This window comes from Mycobacterium sp. IDUB_24, from assembly GCF_055419385.1.
Window position 1 is genome coordinate 260,623 of sequence record NZ_JBVAXO010000009.1, and the last position, 19,570, is coordinate 280,192.

Here is a 19,570-nt window from a genome sequence, read left to right on the forward strand (position 1 = left end):
CGGAGGCTACTTGCGCTTGGCGGCAGCCAAACGCGCTGCGAATTCCGGGGATTCGATGGAGCGGGCCTGCGGACCGAGTTCGATGTCGACGGCGGCCCCATGTTGGTCGATGTCGACTGTCCCGGGATTGGTAGTGGCCCGCATCGAAGCTTTCGTGGCGATCACCACGTCGCGTGGAGCGCCGGCAGGGCCTGCGGCAAGCATGCGTGCAGCGCCCACCGGATCCTCGGCGATCGACAACGCCAGCCCGTGGCGCACCGCGGATTCGGCGTCGAAGCGCATCCCGAACAACAGCGCTGCCCGGGCTACCTGCGGACCGACGCCGCGCTGCAGCATCCAGGTGGCGCCGCCGCCGGGATGGATGCCCAGCTTCTGGAATCGTGGATCGAACAATGCCGCCGGGCCGGCGATACGCACATCGGCAGCCAGCGCGAGGTTCAGGCCCGCGCCCACCGCTGCGCCGTTGACCGCGGCGATCGTCGGCAGGGTGCAGTGCGCGACTGCCAGAAACCCGTCGTAGATCTTGCGCAGCCCGTCCTCGGTGGCTTCGCCGAGAGCGGTCAGATCGGCGCCGGCGCAGAACGCCTTGCCGGCGCCCGTGACGATGACCGCGTGCACGTCGGGGTTGGCCTCGGCGGCCTCGACCGCGGCGCGCAGGGCCGCCGACATCTCGAATGTCACCGCGTTGCGGCGATCGGGATCGTTGACGGTGATGACTGCGATGTGATCGTCGACGCTGACCAACACGGAATCCGACACCAGGTCACCCTAGCGCGCCCCTGCCGGGGGTGGTGACCACCGATGTTCATCGAAACGTCAGCCGTGTGGTCCGGCGGTCCGGTCGGTGCGAGTGGACAATGATTCGATGACGGCTGACATTGCCGGTATTTCTGGCGCCCGGTCGACGCAGCCGACGCGGCACCGATTGCTGTTGCTGGCGGCCGGATCGATCTTTGCGGTCGACGTGGGGACCAAGACGCTGGCTGTGGGCCTGCTCGAACCCGGTCGCGCGGTGCCGTTTACCGGCGACTGGTTGACGGTCGAGCTCACCCGCAATTCTGGTGCCGCGTTGTCGATGGCTGCCGACCGTACCGTGATGTTGACCATCGTGGTCCTTGCGGTCGCCGCGGTCATTGCCTGGATCGGCGTGAATGTCCGCTCACCGTGGTGGGCGCTGGGCCTCGGAACGATCCTCGGCGGTGCCGCGGGCAACCTCATCGATCGCTTCTTCCGAGCCCCAGGACCATTGCGCGGTCAGGTGATCGACTTCTTGGCAGTCGGCCCGATGCCGGTGTTCAACGTGGCGGACCTGGCTGTGTTGGCGGGCGTGGTGTGGCTGATCGCGTTGTCGCTGTCTGGTTTTCCGTTCAACGGTGCCGCCCGGACCTCGGGGTCGCATGCCGGACGTTGATCGAGACCACCGGGTCGGTTCAATCGAGGACCCGCCGAGTACGCCGTGGCACGAGACCCCCGCGGCGATGGTCGTTGCGGGCATCGGCGGCGTGGTGGCCGTCGGCGCGTTGGTTTTCGCGATCCTGATGACGTCGCACCACTCGGTACTGCCTCCTCAACCTGATCGACTCACCCCGGTGACACCCCTCAAGCCATCGTCGCGGTCGTTCACAACCAGCACGAGCACTTCGCCACGGACGCCGGTGAGCACCAGCGAAGACATCGGAACATCAAGCGCGCCAACGCCACCGCAGGAAGCTCCGGTGGAGACCACCACACCGGCGACCACGACCATGTCGAATCCCTACGCCACCACCTCGGCGCCCAATGCCGGGGCATTCTGAAGTGAGCCGACCGGATGGCCCGAGGCGAGGTTCAGCCGGATCCGGTTCCGGCCACCGTGACTGGCGGCAGGGTCACGAATTCGAGCTCTCGTCTGGGCATTGCACATCCACGTAGACCGTTACCGCTGACTTGGGCAAGGCCGGTACTCCCCGGTTCGGATTGTGGATCGCATTGACCCGGCATCTGTCCAGCGGCAATGTGCTGGTGCCGCCCACCCAGTTGATCGCGACGGTGTAGCCCTCGGCACTCAGGGCCGAGATGGTCTCGTCGGCCCGCTGACTGCCGGGAGTCGGGTCGGCCGCGGCCAACGGGATGCCCCCCATCCCAATGACGGGGATGAGCACGGCCATACCGGCGGCTTTCGAACATCGAGCATGAGTGAGCATCTCGATCCTCCCGGCGGTCGGATCTCATGCTGTCGCTCTCACCGGTAGCCCCGACCGTCGCCAGTCAGTGTATTCCCGATGTATGCAAAGTTAACGGAAAGTTACGAAAATTCGTCCAACTGGCGGCACCGGGCTCGAGTTCGGCTGACCGGGTGCCGGGTGGGTCAGAAAGCAGACGGGCAGCGTCCGGCATAGCCGGACGCTGCCCGAATGTCTTACGGAGCAGGCGCTGGCGGAACCGGATCCGCCGGGGGGAGCGGTGTTCCCGGTGCCGGCGGCGGAGCTGCCGGATCGGGGAGGTTCTCGCCGAGCCCCTGCGGAATGTTGGTCCCGGGCAGCGGGGCGGTGCCCGGAAGTGGTTCACCCAGTTGCTCTTTGGGCATCTGGCCAAGCGCTGCGCCACGGAGGTTCCCGTTGCGGTACATCGTGTGCATCTGTCGCATCCAGTCGAGCCCGGAGATGTCCGCATTCTCCTGACCCGGTGCGACGCCCACCATGGTGCCCTGTCCGGGCGCCGCCGGCTTCTCGTTCTGCGGGAAGAAGTTTCCGTTGTTGAACGCCCGGAGGTTGGGCGCCTGGGTTGGTGGCGGCCCTCCCGGCGCCGACGGAGCTTCATACTGGCCCAGCAGCGCGCCGGGACTCATGTCAACCCCGTTCGGGACGCCGAGTCTGCCGGGTGCCGTGTCGTTGCCGGTCTGGCCCAGAACCGACAGGCCGCTCGGCCCGAGCGGTGCCCCCATGATGGGTACCGTCGGTCCGGGCGGTGCCGGTTCAGGAGCGGGGGCGGCCACCGTGGGCGCACCTGGAACCTCCGGCGGTGCCGGGTCGGCGGCGGCGGTTGCCGAGCAGGCAACCGCCGCGCCGACCACGAACAATCCGGCTGCGGCGAGGGTGGCCATCGCGTTCTTGACCGCGAATGTGCTGTCCGGGTTCTCGCTCATGCCTTCGTGTTTCGCTCTCACGTCCAGCCCGTCAGACTGCCTTGGTGACGCCGTAGTAAGCCACCACATCGTCGGTGTCGGTGGTGGAGCTCGTCAGCGTCGCGTACGAGCGCAGGAAGGACTGGCCCACGCAGCCGTCGATCTTGATGTGGACGTCCTTCACCGTGACGCGCACCGGTGCCGCCTTGAACGACTTCTTGTTCACCGAGACGTTGGTGACGGTGCCGGGCTTGGCGTGGATCTCGATGGTGCCCGACATCGGCATGCTGACACCGGTCGGAATGATGCCGGCCAGCGTCGAGCCCGATGTACTCAGGCCGATCGAACCGATGAGGCGGACCTGACCGAGTTCGATCCCGCAGCCGATCTGGTAGCCGGTGTCGAGTGTGCCGCCGTTCAGCGACGTCGACCCGCCGCCGGTGACGGTGCCGGTGAACGTGGCCGCGACAAGGTATTCGCGAGACGATGCGGCGGTGGTCAGCGGCGCCACGGGCAGCTGGCTCTCGTCTTTCGCCGAGACCGTGAGTTTCCAGCCGTCCGGGGTGGTGACGACGCCCGGCTCGGCGGAGGCGACGAGTCCGTTGTCCGGCGGTGGGCCGGCATCCACCGGTGCCGCGGGGTCCGGCGGCGGTGGTGGCGGGTCGGCGGACGCCAGCGGCGCCCACGCTACCGGGGCCAACAGGCAGACAGCAGCCAAGGTGGCGAAACGATTCAACATGCGGGAACTTGTGCCTCTCATGGGTTTCGAATCAGAGGGATCGACGTCGTGATCAGTGGGATACATGGTCGGTGTCGTCGCCGGGCCGCGGTCAGACGGCCTTGGTGACGCCGAGGTACGTGATGACGTCGTCGGTGTTGTCGGTGGAGCTGGTCAGGGTCGCGTAGGTGCGAATGAACGACTGCCCCGCGCACTGATCGAACTTGATCCGAACGCCCGTGATGGTCACGCGGGTACCCGTGCCCTTGAACGACTTCTTGTCGATCGGGACGATCGTGACCGTTCCCGGCTTCAGGTACACCTTGCCCTGCAAGCTGATACCGGTGCCGGCGCCGACATCGCCCGCGGACCCGGTGAACGGAATCTTGAGGCTCGGGGAGAAGCTGAGACCGGGGTTGATCTCCGCCTCGTCGCTGATGATGCCGCAACCGATCTGAGCCCCGGCCTCAAGCGTGCCGCCGGTCAGTTTCGTCTTGCCACCGCCGGAGACCTTGCCGTTGAAGGTGCCACCGACGAGATACTCGCGTGACGAGATCGCAGTGGTCAGCGGTGCGACCGGCAGCAGGGTCTCGTTAGAGCCGACCACGGACACGTGCCAGCCGTCCGGGGTGTCCAGGACGCCGGGAGGCGAGGACGGCACCGCGCCGGTGTCCGGTGGGGGTGGGGCAGGCGCGGCGGCAACCGCGGGGTCCGGCGGGGGCGGGGGATCCGCTGATGCAAGGGGCGCAATCGCTACAGGGGCCAACATGCAGACTGCAGCCAGGGGGGCAAAACGACTCAACATGCGTGAACTTGCGCCTCTCGTGGTTCTGGACCCAGTCCTTCTGCGACGCGCCGTGGTCGTCAGAAGCCAATGGGCCCAAGGAATCTGTCGCGACGAATCATTAACCGGTTGCGTTTCGATTCGGTGAACAACGCCCCAACAACTGCCGCCGCGTTTCCGTCCAGCTGAAGTTCTCGAACCTGTGAGGTTGCTGGGAAACGCCCTGCGCCGCAGCGCATTACATATATGAGGCATCGGCGACGGCGGCCGACGCACAATGGACGACCGCCAGGGGGAACGGGTTGGCCGGGTGTTCACCTTTTGGACATGTGAACCCCCGACCGTGTGGTGATCCGGGGGGACGGCAGATGCGTCGATGAGACGCAGACGTCAACTGTGGCGCCCGGCGCCGAACTGCTATCCGACTGACGGAGGAATCGTTGAGGTCGTCTCAGGTGTACGAACGAGGGATTGCATCGCTGCTAGTTGCCTTCAGCATTGGGCTCGGTGCCATGCCCATGGCACTTGCCGAACCTGGTGACGAGGCCGGCACGCCGGGGCCGGCGGCGCCTGGGACGCCCGAGCTACCTCCGGTGACGGCTGGGGCGCCGGTGGCGGGTCCGGTCCCGGTACCGGTTGCGAGCACGGATGACCCCGGCGTGCCTGCGGTTACGGCGTGCTCGACGTTTGCCGACGCTCTCGATTCGGCCTCGACCTTCTACGGCGATTTCGCGGATTCCATCGAAGGTGTGGAGCGCCCCGACTATGGGGATCCGACCATCAGCACCACGAACACGAGCGGCCGGACGGCGCTGCGTGAAGCTGCCTCGTCGGCGATGAATGCCGCGGGCACGCCGGGGCTCTCGCCCGACATTGCCAACCCGATGCGGTCGTGGTCTTTCGGTGCCACGAAGCTGCTGCTGAAGATGGGCCTGCGGACCGGCGGTCAATCGCTCAACGACACGGCCACCCAGCTGAACACCGACGCCAACAACGCTCAGATGGCCTGCGCCGCCGCAGGCACGCACGCCTGACGGAAACTCAATCGTGTTGGAATGCGCGGTGCGCCGTGCCTTCAGTAAAGGAATGCCCGTGATCCGGCTTGTGATCTCGTTGGTTGCGCTCGTGCTCGTGGCAACCAGCTGTACCGGAAACGGTGACGAGGCCCAGGGGCCGCCGAGCGACGTACCCAAGTCGGCACTAGAGGGACTGCTGCTCAGCACTGAAGAGGTCAACACCCTGATGGGGACCGATGGGATGACGGCGCATCCCGCGGTCACCCAGATGAACGACCACCGCAACCTGCTGCCCAATCTGAATTGCCTGGGGGCGTGGCAGGTCGACGAGGCCGCCATCTACGGGGATCACTGGGCCGCGATGCGTCAGGTCTTGCTCAGGGCTCCGGACAACGACAACTGGGACAACCTGCTGGTGCAGTCGGTGGTGATCTTCCCGTCCGCGCAGGACGCCACCGACTTCCTCAATCAGTCGGCCGACCGCTGGTCCAAGTGCACCAACCACCACGTGAACATCACTCTCAACGGGGAACGGCTGCCCAAGTGGACGAGCGGCGATCTCACGAAGACCGAGTCCGAGCTCACGCTGCCGTTCACCCGCGTCGACGGGGATCAGACGCGCGACTGCCAGCGTGCGTTGGCCGTTGCCGCCAATCTCGCCATGGACATCCAGGCGTGCAAGCCGGACGGTTCATCCGTGACCCAGGCCGCTGATGTGGTGGACAAGATCAAGGCCGCGATGCCGCGCTGACCGGTGCCCGCCGGCGTGCTGCGGGTAGTCTCAGGCTCGCAGCTGGTTTGTCGGTGCCGGGGTGTTTGCGGTGCCGACATCGAGCGCCGCAGGCTGGTTCAGATGCGACGTGAGAGGGAACCCGGTGAGAATCCGGGACTGTCCCGCAGCGGTATGCAGGAACGACCGCCGTCATCAGCACTGGCACGCAGGGATCTGCAGCTGGGAAGCGACGGCCAGTAGGTGCACGGTCTCCGTGCGTGCCTGTGAGTCCGAAGACCTGCCAGCCGTACCGGGCGCGCCGCGCCCGGTGGTTCATCGCCTCGCGGAATAGGCAGTGGCCGAAGGCGGGTCACTCGTGTCGGGTGGCTGCGTTCGGTTCGACGTCTCTTGGCGGTGGCCATCCCCCGCACGCTGAAGGACGTCGTCATGAGCACAACCGCAACACCTTTCGTCGCCACGATTCTGGGGTCGCCCCGCATCGGTCCCAACCGGGAACTCAAGCGCGCCGTCGAGAAATACTGGGCCGGACGGATCGATCGCGATGAACTCGAGTCCGTCGCTGCCACGCTGCGCCGCGACACGTGGGCATCGCTGGTCGCGGCCGGGCTGGACTCGGTCCCGGTCAACACCTTCTCGTACTACGACCACGTGCTCGACACCGCAGTGCTGGTCGGTGCACTGCCGTCCCGGGTCCACGGCATCGCCGATGATCTCGAGCGCTATTTCGCTGCCGCGCGTGGAAACGACGACATCGCGCCACTGGAAATGACCAAGTGGTTCGACACCAACTACCACTACCTGGTGCCGGAGATCGGACCGGACGCCAACTTCGCGCTCAACCCGGCGAAAGTGCTCGGCGAGCTGGAAGAAGCTGCAGCCCAGGGTGTCCCGGCTCGACCGGCGATCGTCGGCCCGATCACCTTCCTGGCGCTGGCCAAGGCGGTCGAGGGGGCTGACGCGCCGATCGAACGGTTGGACGAACTCGTCGATGTCTATGCCGAATTGCTGGGACTGCTGGCCGACCACGGAGTGGAGTGGGTCCAATTCGACGAGCCCGTGTTGGTGACCGACATCCTGGACAACGCTGCCGAGCTTGCCGAGCAGACTTACTCGCGACTCGGTGCGCTGAACAAGCGGCCTTCGGTGTTCGTCGCGACCTACTTCGGCGAGCTGACGGACGCGCTGCCTGCCCTGGCCGGGACTCCGGTCGAGGCCATCGGTATCGATCTGGTGGCCGGCACTGCCGAGAGCTTGGCAGCGGTTCCAGAGCTGAAGGACAAGCTCCTCGTGGCCGGTGTGGTCGACGGCCGCAACATCTGGCGCACCGACTTGGCGGGGACGCTGGGAACCCTGGCCACGCTGCGGGAATCAGCCGCGGCGATCGCAGTTTCCACGGCGTGCTCGACGCTGCATGTGCCTTATACGCTTGACGCGGAGTCGGATATCGATGGGGCGCTGCGCAGTTGGCTGGCTTTCGGGTCCGAGAAGGTCGACGAGGTCGTGGCCCTGGCGCGCGGTCTCGGTGAGGGGCAGGACGCGATCGCGGCCGAAGTTGCCGCCTCCGACGCGGCCATCGCTTCACGCAAGTCCGATCCACGACTCGACAACGGAGAAGTCCGGGCGCGGATCTCGGCGATCGTCGCCTCGGGCTCCACACGCGGACCGGCCGACCAGCGTCGTGCTGTACAGCAGGACCGCCTGAAGCTGCCGTCCCTGCCGACCACCACGATCGGGTCCTACCCACAGACCTCGGCCATTCGTATCGCCCGTGCGGACTTTCGATCCGGCAAGATCGATGCCGCCGAATACGAACGCCGGATGAAGTCGGAGATCGCCGATGTCATCGGATTGCAGGAGCAACTGGGCCTCGACGTGCTGGTCCACGGTGAGCCCGAGCGCAACGACATGGTGCAGTACTTCGCCGAACAACTCGACGGGTTCTTCGCCACGCAGAATGGCTGGGTGCAGTCCTACGGCAGTCGCTGCGTGCGCCCGCCGATCCTCTACGGGGATGTGGCACGACCCGAGCCCATGACCGTTGAGTGGATCACCTATGCCCAGTCGTTGACCGACAAGCCGGTCAAGGGAATGCTCACCGGTCCGGTCACCATCTTGGCTTGGTCCTTCGTCCGGGATGATCAACCATTGTCCGACACCGCTTTTCAGGTGTCCCTGGCCATCCGAGACGAGACCGTGGACCTGCAGTCGGCGGGCATCGCCATCATCCAGGTCGACGAGCCCGCGTTGCGCGAACTGCTCCCGCTGCGCACCAAGGACAAGGCGGCGTACCTACGCTGGGCCGTCGATGCGTTCCGGCTGTCCACCTCCGGCGTCACCGACTCCACGCAGATCCACACCCACCTCTGCTACTCGGAGTTCGGTGAGGTGATCGGGGCGATCGCCGACCTGGATGCCGACGTGACCTCCATCGAGGCGGCCCGGTCTCACATGGAGGTGCTCGCCGACCTCAATGCGGCCGGGTTCTCGAACAGCGTCGGTCCGGGTGTCTACGACATCCACTCACCCCGGGTGCCAGGCGTGGAGGAGATTGCCATATCTCTGCGTGAAGCACTCAAAGCGGTTCCTGCCGAACGACTCTGGGTCAACCCCGACTGTGGCTTGAAGACCCGCACCACTGATGAGGTTACTGCGGCGCTCAGGCACGTGGTCAGTGCTGCAGCGGAAGTTCGCGCGGGATAGCGGCGTTCAGATCGCCGAGCGTGGGTCTCATGCGCGCGATGGGTTCGATCCCGTGCGCAAGACCCACGTTCGGTGCCGCCTACTCTTCCGGGTATCAGCCGAACTCGATGACGTTGGTTGGTGCGCGGAAACGTTCGAGTGAGCGCGATCGGTAGACGAGTGCCGCGGCGCGCGACAAGACCTTGCCCCGCCCTCCTGGCATCGCAAGCTCGTGTACCGCGAGAACTCCTGGTAGAGAACGGAGCTCGCCGTACCGGTCGGCGGTGAATGAGAACGGCATCGGCGGAGCGGTGTACTGCTTGCTGAGTCTGATGCCGCGTCTTTGCGAGTACCAGCTCAGAAAGCGGGGAACGCTGTCGAAGATCAGCTGTCCGCCCGGAAATCTGTTGGCGCAGATGGCAATGAGATCGAACACCGCATCGTGGTCGAGGTACTGGAACAGGCCCTCGGCAGTGATGAGCACGCCGTTGGCGGTGTCCACCTGATCCATCCAGGAGTAGTCGAGGGCGGACTGCGCCAGGTGGCGGAGTCTGTCGGGTGCCGGCAGCAATTCTTGACGCAGACGCACAATCGGATCCAGATCCACTGAAAGCCAGTTCATCTCGCCATTGTCGAGACGCCAGAAACTGGTTTGCAGCCCCTCGGCGAGCGCGACCACGGTGGCACGCGGGTGCGTCTGGAGATATCGGCGAGTAGCGTTGTCGAATGCCAGGGACCGCAGGGCGGTGGCTTGATGGGTGCGGCCGAAATGCTGATAGTCGTACCCGAGGCCATCGCGCAACGTGATCGCCATCGGGTCGTCGATGATGCCGCCGCGCCGGGCCGCCTCGGTAGCTCGCTGGTGCAGTGTCAGTAGCGCGGTCTCTGAGATCGCGGTCAGGTGACGAGCGTCGATGACTGGCATGCGCCGACCGTACCCGGCAACGCACAAGCAGCGGCACACGTGCCATGCCGTCGAGAGTCATTGCCCCGGTTGACCGGTCATTGCCGACATCTCGGGAACTTTCCGGCACTCCTGCCCGACTAGCTGAATTACGAGGCAACGCGTACCGGCCTGTGTGGCCGCAATCAACGCTCATGCGAGGAGGTGATGACGTGACCGCACCGCTCTGGTTTGCGGTGCCTCCGGAGGTGCATTCGGCGTTGTTGACTGCCGGACCGGGTCCCGGATCACTGATCGCGGCAGCTGCCGAGTGGCAGGGCTTGAGCGCGCAGTACAGTGCAGCGGCTGCCGAACTCACGCAGATCCTGGCCGAAGTTCAGGCCGGGAGTTGGGAAGGTCCGAGCGCCGCAAGGTATGTGGCAGCCCACGGCCCTTACCTGACGTGGCTCGAGCAGGCCTCGGCCGACAGTGCGGTCACCGCCGCGCAGCATGAGACCGTCGCGGCCGCGTACAGCAGCGCCCTGGCGACCATGCCTACCCTGGCTGAGCTCGCTGCCAACCACGTCACCCAAGGCGTGCTGTTGGCCACCAACTTCTTCGGAATCAACACCATCCCCATCGCACTCAACGAAGCCGATTACGTGCGAATGTGGCTACAGGCCGCCGAAGTGATGATGATCTACGAAGCGGTGGCGGCGAGCGCGTACTCGGTGGTTCCGCCGACCCGGCCGGCTCCGTCGATCCTGGCGCCGGGCGGTGAAGGGCGAAGCGAGCAGCAGGATGCCTCCGGCACAACCTCGGGCAACCTGCAACTGAGCGACATCTGGAAACTGATTTCGGAGCTCATTTCGGGAGCCGGAAATCCCCAGCAGCTCCTCGAGACGTTCCAACAGTTTTTCGGGCAACTGGGATTCAACCCGGCCGAGACCGCCATACTCGCCGCAATCGCGCTGGTGCTCTACGACATGCTCTGGTACCCGTACTACGCCTCGTATTCGCTACTTCTCCTACCGTTCTTCGCGCCGGCGCTCAGTGCTCTCAGCGCGCTCAGCGCACTGGCGCTGCTGCAGAACCAGGTTCCGGCATCTGGGCTGATACCAGGACCCGCCGAGGTCCACGTGGGTCATCGCGCCGGCGGGTCAGCCGATATCGGCGTGCCACCGCCCCTGTCCACTGCCTCGACAGCAGTTCCGCAGACCGGTACGGGGTCAGGTGTGTCCACCCCGAGCAGTCCGGGCGCCGCGGGCGGGCCGCCAGGCCCATCCGTCGTCGGCTACGCCGTACCGGGTTTGGATCCGCCGGCGGTGGCCGCAGGGCCCGGGGCGGGCGCGAAATCCCCTGATGGAATGGCAGATACCGTCACCGCCGTCGCGGCGGCCAGGGCAGCGGTCGTCGCGCGTAGCCGTCGAAAGCAGGCTGGGCGCAACCGAGACCGCGCCAGGAGCTACCGCTACGAATTTCTGGACGACCCCGACCCGGTGGAGCGCACCGAGAGCGGCCGGCCCGCGTCACCGGCATCCAGTGAGCAGGGGACAACCAGTCTCGGGTTCTCCGGGGTCGCTGCGGTCGCCACGAGTGCGCCCGCGGCGGGGATGGTCCAGTGCGCGTCCGACGGCGCCGGGGAATCCGTTCCCATGCTGCCCGCCACCTGGGCGGGCAGTTCGCCGGAGACCCGCGAATAGCGGGAACTTTCAACCGGTTTGATTCGACCAATCCGATAGTCGCACCACCGGCGCTGTGCAGTGCCGAACGAGGGAGAAGAGTTGACGCTGAATGTGTTGGGGGAGGGGCTCGGGGCGCAAGTCACGGGAATCGACCCCAAGAACCTCGGTGACGTCACCAGGGACGAGATCCGCGAGATCGTCTACCAGAACAAGCTGGTGATTCTGAAGGATGTCCATCCGACTCCTGAGGAATTCCTTCGACTGGGCCGCATCGTCGGTGATGTCGTCACGTATTACGAGCCGATCTATCACCACAAAGACCACCCAGAGATCTTCGTCTCCTCGACGGAGGAGGGGCACGGAGTACCCAGGACCGGTGCGTTCTGGCACATCGACTACATGTTCATGCCCGAGCCATTCGCTTTCTCGATGGTGGTGCCACTTGCGGTGCCCGGGAGTGACCGCGGGACTTACTTCATCGACCTCAACAAGGTGTGGGAGTCCCTTCCCGACGCTGTGCGCGACCCGGTGCGTGGCACGTTCGCGACTCATGATCCGCGGCGCCACATCAAGATTCGCCCGCACGATGTGTACAAGCCGATCGGCGAGGTGTGGGACGAGATCTCCGGCACCACGCCTCCGATCGCCTGGCCGACGGTGATCAGACACCCGCAGACCGGGCAGGAGATTCTCTACATCTGCGCGTCGGGCACCACGAAGATCGAGGACGGGAACGGGCGTGTCTTGGATCCCACCGTGCTGCAGGAACTCATGACTGCCACCGGACAACTCGATCCGGATTTCACCTCGCCGTTCATCCATGCCCAGCACTACGAGGTCGGCGATGTCGTGTTGTGGGACAACCGGGTTCTGATGCACCGGGCAAAACACGGCACGACACCAGGCACTGTGACGACACATCGGCTGACCATGCTGGACGGCCTCACAACACCGGGATATGGGGTATGAGCATGAGCACCGCCGAAACACTGTCTGTGGTCACGAGTGGGTACGACATCGCCCGCATGACGCCGATCCCCGAAGATCTGCTGGTGAAGGTGCTGGAGCCGTACTCCTACAAGGGGTGCCGCTATCTTCTCGACGCGGAATACGAGGCTACCGAGAGCTCGGTATCCGCCGTCGGGAACTTCAGCATCAAAGAGCCCGCATACATTCGGGATACCGGCCACTTCAACGCCGCCGAGTGGGTGCTGTGCTTCAACCAACTCGCCTACAGTGCGTTCGCACCGGCCATCCTCAACGAGGTGATACCCGAATTCCGGGGTTGGTCGATCGAGGACTACTTCAACTACCAACTCCCCAGCATGTTGATCAAGACGACCAAATCGCGGTTCAAGCGTCCGATCAAGTCGCAGAGATTCTCGGCGCGGTTGCTGTGCAAGGACTTCGAGGTTGTCGACCGAACGATTCGCTATCTCAAGATTCCGTGCACGGTCGAATTCTGGGATGAGGACGGCGGCGCCGCATCCGGCGAAGTCGAACTGGCAGCCCTCAACATCCCCTGATTCCCGTACAAGAGCGGTATGGCTATGACACCCCCACCATCCACGGTGCTGGAACGTATCGTCGAGCGGGCACGGCAACATCCCGAGACGATCGCCCTACGCCGCTGCGACGGAACCAGTTCCATTCGCTACCGAGACCTCATGGTCGAAGTGGACAGGCTCGCAGCCGATCTCGTCTCCCGATCGGTCGCTCCGGGAAGTCGTGTATTCGTCATCTCGGACAACGGGCCCGAGACGTACCTGGCGGTGCTGGCCTGTGCGGCAGTGGGCGCCGTCGCGGTCATGGTGGACGGCACCCTGCCCGCCGCAACCATTGACCGGTTCGGTGAGATCACGACGCCCAGTGCGATGCTGATCGCGGCGCGCTGCCGGCTGCGCACCGCCGACCTCGGGACTCTCCGGTCGATCCCTGCCATCAACGTCGCCATCACGGCCGGAGCAGCTGTCCGCGCCGACCGTCCGGTCTCAGGACCATTACCCAGCACTCCTGTTGGAGGAGCAGAACACCCGCTGGCAATGATCTTCACCAGTGGTACGACCGGTATGCCGAAAGCCGTCCTGCTCCCGAATCGGACCTTCTACTCCGTTGCCGACATTCTGCGGCGCGAGCAGCTGAACTGGATCGACTGGATCGTCGGCGAGACCACGTACTCGCCGCTGCCCGCGACGCACATCGGTGGGCTGTGGTGGATCCTCAATTGTCTGATGCAGGGCGGGTCGTGCATCACCGGTGGCGAGAACACGTCGTCCATCGCCGAGATCCTCACCGTGAATGAGGTAGCGACAACATGTCTGGTTCCCACGCTACTGACCCGGCTGGTGTCCGAACTGCGGTCCACCGGAACTCCGGTCCCGCCGTCGCTACGCATGGTGGGTTATGGCGGATCTCGCGCGGTCGCCTCCGACGTCAGCTTTGTCGAAGGGGCGGGGGTTCATACCGCGCAGGTCTACGGCCTCAGCGAAACAGGGTGCACCGCACTGTGCCTCCCCACCGATGACGGGTCGATCGCCAGAATTGCGGCGGGTGCGGTGGGACGGCCGTATCCCGGCGTGGAAGTTCACCTGGATGATGACGGCAGCGGCCCGCCGCCTCGGTCCGGCCGTGGTTCGGCTTCCTCGGGCACGCTGTGGATCAAGTCCCCGGCGAACATGTTGGGGTATTGGGGCAATCCCGACCGTACCGCGGAAGCTCTGGTTGACGGGTGGGTGAACACCGGGGATCTTCTCGACCGCCACGACGACGGCTTCTTCTATATCCGGGGAAGATCGTCAGAGATGATCATCTCGGGTGGGGTGAACATCGTGCCCGATGAGGTTGATCGGATCGCGGAGAGTGTCGCCGGCGTCGACGAGGCAGCCTGCTACGAAATCCCCGACGACGAGTTCGGTGCGCTGGTAGGTCTGGCGGTGGTCACGTCGACGATGCGGGATGAGTCAGCGGCAAGGAAGCTCAAACACGCTATTGCGGCACGGTTCCGGCAGGAGTCGGAACCGATCGCCAGGCCCTCGACGATCAGGTTCGTGCAGGAGATTCCGCGAACCAGGTCGGGCAAGGTCATGCGGGCATCACTGGGCGTGACGACCGGTGGATGAGTGTCTGAGGGGCAGACTGCTCGCGGCCCTCTCGGAGGTGCTCTACGTCGATGAATCGGATTTCGTCGACGGCGATGCGACAGACCTGCGAGATCTCGGGCTGGACTCGGTCCGGTTCGTTCTGTTGATGAAGCGGCTCGGCATCGATCGGGAGTCAGACCTACCGCGGCGACTGGCGGAGAACCTGTCGATCACCGGCTGGGTCCAGGAGTTGGAGAAGCTGGGTGAACCTGTCTGAAGGTCCTCAGGCACTGCGTATTCCGCTGAGCCGGTCACAACAGAACATCTACAACGGAGTGTTGCGGGACGATGATCCCCACCTGTACCTGATCGGTAGGCGCTACCGGTTGCGGCCGATGGTGCAAGCCGAATTCCTGGCCGCTCTGCGGAAGACCGTCCTCGCCAACCCCGTTCAGCTGTGTGTTCTGGTGCCGCCCCCCGATGACGGCGGATATCCCGTCCTCGTGCCCCAGTTGGATGTGGATGACATCGTGTACGTGTCGGACGATGACCACAGCACAGCGCTGACCCAGGAGTGGCGATCGGGCATCGTCGCAAAGCCGTTGGCGCGCTACACCGTGCATCTCGACGGCAACGGCCTGGTGTGTGGCCTCGATGCCCAAGCGCATCACCTCCTGCTCGATGGGGGAGCGATCGGCATCATCGAGGCCCACCTCGGGCGCGCGCTCGCGCACGGCGGCCCGGCTGATACCGCCGGTGTCCGTGATGGCCTGACCGGTGTCGCCACCGCGCATCGTCGGGAGTCGAGCCGTATCGACGAATCACTTGAGCGGCTCACCATCGCTGTGCAACAGGAGCTCACCGCGGCCGCAGCGGAGGGTGGCCACGGACATGCGGATGGCGAGGCCCCGGTGTTCGCGACCAGGGGGACCCTCATCGAAACCTCGGTGATCCTCGGCGAAGATTACGACCGGATCCTTGAACTGTCCGACCGCGAGAACATTCCGCTGAACGTGCTCGTCGCGGCGGCGGCAACGGCAGTGGACGCGAGTATTCGTCGCACCACCGAGTGCCTTCTGGTGCACGCGGTGGACAACCGGTTCGGCGACCCCGATCTCGATGTCGCGACGTGCCTGGTCAACTCGGTGGCGCAGCCGGTCCGGTTCCTGCCGTATGCATCGGTGGCGGACGTGGTGCGCGCGGTGGACCGGGGCTACGTCAAGGCCGGTCGGCGCCGCTGGCTGCGCGAAGAGCACTACCGTCGAATGTATCTGGCGATCAATCGGACAACCTCCGTAGGGACGTTGGCGCTCAATTTTCTCCGTGAGCCCTGTGCTTCTGAGCTGGCGCCGTTCTTGTGTGACGCACCCGTGACGTCGGATATCGGCCCGATCGAGGGCGTCACCGTTGCTGCGGTGCTCGATGAGCAACGACGCACGCTCACCCTCAACATCTGGACTCGGCCCGATCTGCCGCGCCTGAATGCTCCGAACGTGGCGTTGCGGGTCGCGGCTGCGCTGAAATCGATGACAGCGATGTGGGATTCCCCGATCGCGATGACGGTCGGGGCATGGCGGCCGATCGCGAGTGACGGGACGCCGCGTCCGATATCGGAAGCGCCAAAGCCGGAGCATCCGGTGCCTCTCGCGTGGTTCCTCGGCCGCGCCGGGGCCGTCGGCGAGTGTCGTCGACAGCGTCTCCATGTCGACTCCTGGATCACCTGGCTGCTCGAAAACGATGTGACACCAGGAGATGTGGTGGTTCTCACCGATGATGGCACCGACAAGACGATCGATCTCTTGATCGCGTGCCACTTGGCGGGCTGCGGCTACAGCGTCTGCGACAGCAAGGATCAGCTGGGAGTGCGGGCTCGTCGGATCGACGAGTACGGCAACGGCATCTCAACGCACATCGTCGATGTCTACTCGGCTCCCGTCCGGCAACTTCTCGACGACGGTCATCGGCGGCGGGTCGAGGCGCGTATCGACGAGGCGACAACTGACCCGCACCTCGCGGCCAGGACTGCATACTTCATGCCCACGTCCGGATCGACCGGGGAACCCAAACTCGTGCAGGTCAGCCATGGTTCGCTGGCGGTGTTCTGCGCTGGAGTGACCCGCTCGTACGGCTGGGGGCCGGATGACACCATCCTTGAATGCGCGCCGCTGACATCCGATATCAGCGTCGAAGAAATCTTCGGTGCAGCTTTCAGCGGCGCGGCAATCGTGCGTTCCGCTGCTCTGAAAGCCGGTGATCTGCAGGCACTCTGCACCGATCTGGTGGCGGCCGGGGCCACCATCGTCGATCTGCCCACCGCGGTGTGGCAGCTATGGTGCGACGACGTCGACGCGATGTCGGTTGTTCGCGAATCTGGTCTGCGACAGATCGTGATCGGCGGTGAGCCCGTCCGTGCGACTGCCGTCGACAAGTGGATCAAGACCGCCGGCGCCGAGAACATCTCACTGGTGTCGAGCTATGGTCCGACAGAAACCACGGTCGTGGTGACCTACCTGCCGATCGTTGAGGGCGGTGAGGTGCTCGCGCACGGTGCGCGACTTCGACTGGGACGACCGCTCGTTCCGAATACGGTGGTGATCGCCTTCGGCGAAGTCGTGGTGATGGGGCAGATGGTGGCCGACGGCTATCTCGGCGTGGACAGTGCCGGTTTCGGATTGGTCACCACGCCCGGCGGGCGGCAGCAGCGTGTCTTTGCGACCGCCGACCGGGTAACGATCGACGGCGACGGATACCCGATCTTCGCGGGCCGTAAGGATGCGCTCGTCAAGATCTCCGGCAAGCGGGTGGACACCGCCGAGATCACCCGACGGATCGTGGCCGACCCGACGGTGGTGGACATCGCCGTTGAGCTTCACAACGGCGGTCTGGGCATCTGGTTCGAGACTCGGCGGACCCGCGATGGTGGCGAAGACCCCGCGGCGGCAGCACGGATCAGGCGCATCCTGGTCGATGCGCGGGTCCCGTCGTTCGCAGTTACCAGCGTCGCCGCCGTTCCGCGAAAGCCCGGTGGGAAGATCGACACCGCAAGGCTGCCGGCATCTGCCGCATCCGGACAAGGAACCCACGCCGACGAACCCGGAGAGTCGGCGGCCGGTCTCGCCACTCTGTGGAGCGTCCGCCTCGACCGGCCCATCACGCCGCACGGTTCGCTCCTGCAGGGAGGCGTCGGGTCGCTGGATCTCGCCCGGATCCTGCCCGATACGCGCAGATATCTCGGCCGGCAGGTGTCGATTTTGGACCTGATCAGCGCCGACACCGCGGCAAACCTGGTGCACGACATGTCGACCACAGACAGCTGGATGGACGCCGACACCGCGGCAGAGATCGAATGTGACGTCACCACACTGTCGATGCGGCGTGCCCGTGCGGTGTCGAACCCACCGCAATCCTCAGCTCATGGAGCTGAGCCAATCCTGGTGGTGGGTGCGTCGGGAGTGCTGGGCACCGGATTCGCCGAGGCGATTCTGGAGCTGACGCGGTCGGGGGTACCGCGTCCTGACGTGGTGCTGGCGATGAGGTCGGCCCCACCTGATACCCGGATCTGGACGGAGCTGCGCGGCATGCCGGGTATCCGGATCGAGCCCCTCGTCCCCGGTTTCGGTCCGGTCGAGTTGGAGGCGCTCATCCGCGAGACCGGCACCCGGACCGTTGTCAACTGCATCGGGAACACCAACGTGGTGGTTCCGTACCGTGAACTTCGTTCGGCCAATGTGGAATTGGTGGCGGCCATGGCGCGGGCGTGCGTTGCTTCGGGTGCCCGGCTGGCCCACCTGTCGACGTACGTCGTCAATGCGGACGTCGACGCGCCTCACGTGGTCGACCCGCGTCAGGCTCCGTACCCGTACGCAGCGTCCAAGGCACTCGCGGAATTGGCGGTGGCCGGGGCGGGCCGAGAACTCGACTTCACGATCGTGCGCTTGCCCCGGGTACTGGGGACCCCCGAACAGGTACGCGGGTCCGCCGACATCCTGGTGTCCGTAGTCGATGCCTGCCATGCGCTGAAGGCCTACCCGGCGGTGGAGTTGACCGAGGATGTGACGACCGGCCGCGCGGCGGCGGAGAGCATCCTTCGCAGGTTGTCGCAGTTCGGTGGACCCGACGAGCTGGGATCGGGGATCGATGTGATGCGCGGGCAGACCGTGGCGTACCGGGAATTACTCGGCGCGGTTGCTTCCGAAGATATCGACAGTCACGAGTGGAAGCGCCGGCTGGATGAAAGTGACTGGGCGAGGGCCAATCCGCGGCGTTGGTCGGTGATCGACGCATGGATCGGCCTGGGCCGCAAGCTCGATGGACGTTCCTACGCGGAATACCTGGCCGAGTATCCGACACTTCCATTGGACATCGACACCGTCGGCCAAATCGTGGCGAGATCGCCGTCGTTGCAGAATCTGCTCGCCCAGGGATGTTCTCGGGAACTGAACACCCGTGCCCAACGACTTATCAACCAGACGCCGTTAGACAGTGAGGGATGGCAGTGACAGACGTAGCCGCACACCGTACCGAGGCAACAGGTACCCGACGGATCCGACTCGATGTGACCGGAATGTCCTGCGGAGCGTGCTCGCGCCGGGTCGAGAACGCGCTTAACAAGATCGACGGAGTGCGCGCCTCGGTGGCCATCTCCACCAAGATCGCGACCATCGATGCCCGTCACGACGTCAGCATCGCTGACCTGTGTGCCGCGGTCGAACAGGCCGGTTACCACGCCGAAGAGCGCACCGCCGTCGACGACGACGCGGCATCCCCGTCTGAAGCGCCGCCCCAGGAACCCTCCTCGCTGGTGTCGAGGGCCATCCGCTGGGTGACCGTGGGACACATGGGGGGCTGAATTACTGAATGTCCATCGGGAACTGTGGACGCGGTCCGAA

At 65.2% G+C, this 19,570-nt stretch carries 18 protein-coding genes and 1 riboswitch; of the genes, 12 read left to right on the forward strand and 6 right to left on the reverse strand.

Translation table 11 applies throughout. The features are described from left to right. Positions 1-6: 6 nt before the first annotated feature. Positions 7-759 carry an enoyl-CoA hydratase gene (locus ACZYZF_RS28110; RefSeq protein ID WP_463837425.1) on the reverse strand — a complete coding sequence of 251 codons (753 nt, stop codon included), beginning with the start codon at positions 757-759 and terminating at the stop codon, positions 7-9. Positions 760-865: 106 nt separating this feature from the next. On the opposite strand from ACZYZF_RS28110, the gene ACZYZF_RS28115 reads away from it, so the two are divergent. After that, positions 866-1,411: a signal peptidase II gene (locus ACZYZF_RS28115; protein WP_463837426.1), complete on the forward strand. Its 546-nt coding sequence runs from the start codon at positions 866-868 to the stop codon at positions 1,409-1,411. After that, positions 1,398-1,796, forward strand: coding sequence for a hypothetical protein (locus tag ACZYZF_RS28120; RefSeq protein ID WP_463747272.1), 399 nt, complete (start codon positions 1,398-1,400; stop codon positions 1,794-1,796). The genes ACZYZF_RS28115 and ACZYZF_RS28120 overlap by 14 nt, the downstream gene beginning before the upstream one ends. A gap of 72 nt (positions 1,797-1,868) precedes the next feature. Here ACZYZF_RS28120 and ACZYZF_RS28125 read toward each other — a convergent pair whose 3' ends face one another. The 4 genes from ACZYZF_RS28125 to ACZYZF_RS28140 form a co-directional block, all read right to left on the reverse strand. Then, entirely contained in the window at positions 1,869-2,147 is a 279-nt protein-coding gene (locus tag ACZYZF_RS28125) for a hypothetical protein (RefSeq protein WP_463837427.1), read from the reverse strand. Positions 2,148-2,398: 251 nt separating this feature from the next. Continuing rightward, positions 2,399-3,124: a hypothetical protein gene (locus tag ACZYZF_RS28130; RefSeq protein WP_463837429.1), complete on the reverse strand. Its 726-nt coding sequence runs from the start codon at positions 3,122-3,124 to the stop codon at positions 2,399-2,401. 31 nt (positions 3,125-3,155) lie between these two features. Beyond that, on the reverse strand, positions 3,156-3,842 hold the full coding sequence (locus ACZYZF_RS28135) for an MspA family porin (RefSeq protein WP_463747269.1): 687 nt from the start codon (positions 3,840-3,842) through the stop codon (positions 3,156-3,158). 91 nt (positions 3,843-3,933) lie between these two features. Then, on the reverse strand, positions 3,934-4,626 hold the full coding sequence (locus ACZYZF_RS28140; protein ID WP_463837431.1) for an MspA family porin: 693 nt from the start codon (positions 4,624-4,626) through the stop codon (positions 3,934-3,936). 491 nt (positions 4,627-5,117) lie between these two features. Here ACZYZF_RS28140 and ACZYZF_RS28145 point away from each other — a divergent pair, with 491 nt between their 5' ends. The 3 genes from ACZYZF_RS28145 to metE all read left to right on the forward strand — a co-directional run bounded on the left by ACZYZF_RS28145 (position 5,118) and on the right by metE (position 9,054). Next, positions 5,118-5,639: a hypothetical protein gene (locus ACZYZF_RS28145; protein ID WP_463837432.1), complete on the forward strand. Its 522-nt coding sequence runs from the start codon at positions 5,118-5,120 to the stop codon at positions 5,637-5,639. 52 nt (positions 5,640-5,691) lie between these two features. Beyond that, positions 5,692-6,372 carry a sensor domain-containing protein gene (locus ACZYZF_RS28150; protein ID WP_463837434.1) on the forward strand — a complete coding sequence of 227 codons (681 nt, stop codon included), beginning with the start codon at positions 5,692-5,694 and terminating at the stop codon, positions 6,370-6,372. Positions 6,373-6,448: 76 nt separating this feature from the next. Continuing rightward, positions 6,449-6,653, forward strand: a riboswitch (cobalamin riboswitch). Between the two features lie 127 nt (positions 6,654-6,780). Next, the gene (metE, locus tag ACZYZF_RS28155; RefSeq protein ID WP_463837436.1) at positions 6,781-9,054 is read left to right on the forward strand and encodes a 5-methyltetrahydropteroyltriglutamate--homocysteine S-methyltransferase; all 2,274 of its coding nucleotides are present in this window, start codon (positions 6,781-6,783) and stop codon (positions 9,052-9,054) included. A 94-nt stretch (positions 9,055-9,148) separates the two neighbouring features. Here the strand turns inward: metE and ACZYZF_RS28160 are convergent, their stop codons facing one another. Continuing rightward, positions 9,149-9,958 (reverse strand): class I SAM-dependent methyltransferase, encoded by an 810-nt coding sequence (locus ACZYZF_RS28160; RefSeq protein ID WP_463837438.1) that lies wholly within the window; start codon positions 9,956-9,958, stop codon positions 9,149-9,151. A gap of 191 nt (positions 9,959-10,149) precedes the next feature. On the opposite strand from ACZYZF_RS28160, the gene ACZYZF_RS28165 reads away from it, so the two are divergent. The 7 genes from ACZYZF_RS28165 to ACZYZF_RS28195 all read left to right on the forward strand — a co-directional run bounded on the left by ACZYZF_RS28165 (position 10,150) and on the right by ACZYZF_RS28195 (position 19,530). Continuing rightward, positions 10,150-11,619 (forward strand): PPE domain-containing protein, encoded by a 1,470-nt coding sequence (locus ACZYZF_RS28165; RefSeq protein ID WP_463837440.1) that lies wholly within the window; start codon positions 10,150-10,152, stop codon positions 11,617-11,619. 81 nt (positions 11,620-11,700) lie between these two features. Further along, a complete protein-coding gene (scoE, locus tag ACZYZF_RS28170) occupies positions 11,701-12,570 on the forward strand; it encodes a (3R)-3-[(carboxymethyl)amino]fatty acid oxygenase/decarboxylase (protein ID WP_463747262.1) in 870 nt (289 codons plus the stop codon). Positions 12,571-12,572: 2 nt separating this feature from the next. Beyond that, positions 12,573-13,127 (forward strand): FcoT family thioesterase, encoded by a 555-nt coding sequence (locus tag ACZYZF_RS28175; protein ID WP_463747261.1) that lies wholly within the window; start codon positions 12,573-12,575, stop codon positions 13,125-13,127. An 18-nt stretch (positions 13,128-13,145) separates the two neighbouring features. After that, positions 13,146-14,720, forward strand: a complete 1,575-nt coding sequence (gene fadD10, locus ACZYZF_RS28180; protein ID WP_463747260.1) for a fatty acid--CoA ligase FadD10 — start codon at positions 13,146-13,148, stop codon at positions 14,718-14,720. Between the two features lie 4 nt (positions 14,721-14,724). After that, positions 14,725-14,958 carry an acyl carrier protein gene (locus tag ACZYZF_RS28185; RefSeq protein ID WP_463747496.1) on the forward strand — a complete coding sequence of 78 codons (234 nt, stop codon included), beginning with the start codon at positions 14,725-14,727 and terminating at the stop codon, positions 14,956-14,958. Beyond that, positions 14,945-19,180, forward strand: a complete 4,236-nt coding sequence (locus tag ACZYZF_RS28190) for an AMP-binding protein (RefSeq protein WP_463747259.1) — start codon at positions 14,945-14,947, stop codon at positions 19,178-19,180. The genes ACZYZF_RS28185 and ACZYZF_RS28190 overlap by 14 nt, the downstream gene beginning before the upstream one ends. Next, complete coding sequence (locus tag ACZYZF_RS28195; RefSeq protein WP_463837442.1) at positions 19,171-19,530, forward strand: cation transporter; 360 nt, start codon at positions 19,171-19,173, stop codon at positions 19,528-19,530. The genes ACZYZF_RS28190 and ACZYZF_RS28195 overlap by 10 nt, the downstream gene beginning before the upstream one ends. Positions 19,531-19,570: the final 40 nt, after the last annotated feature.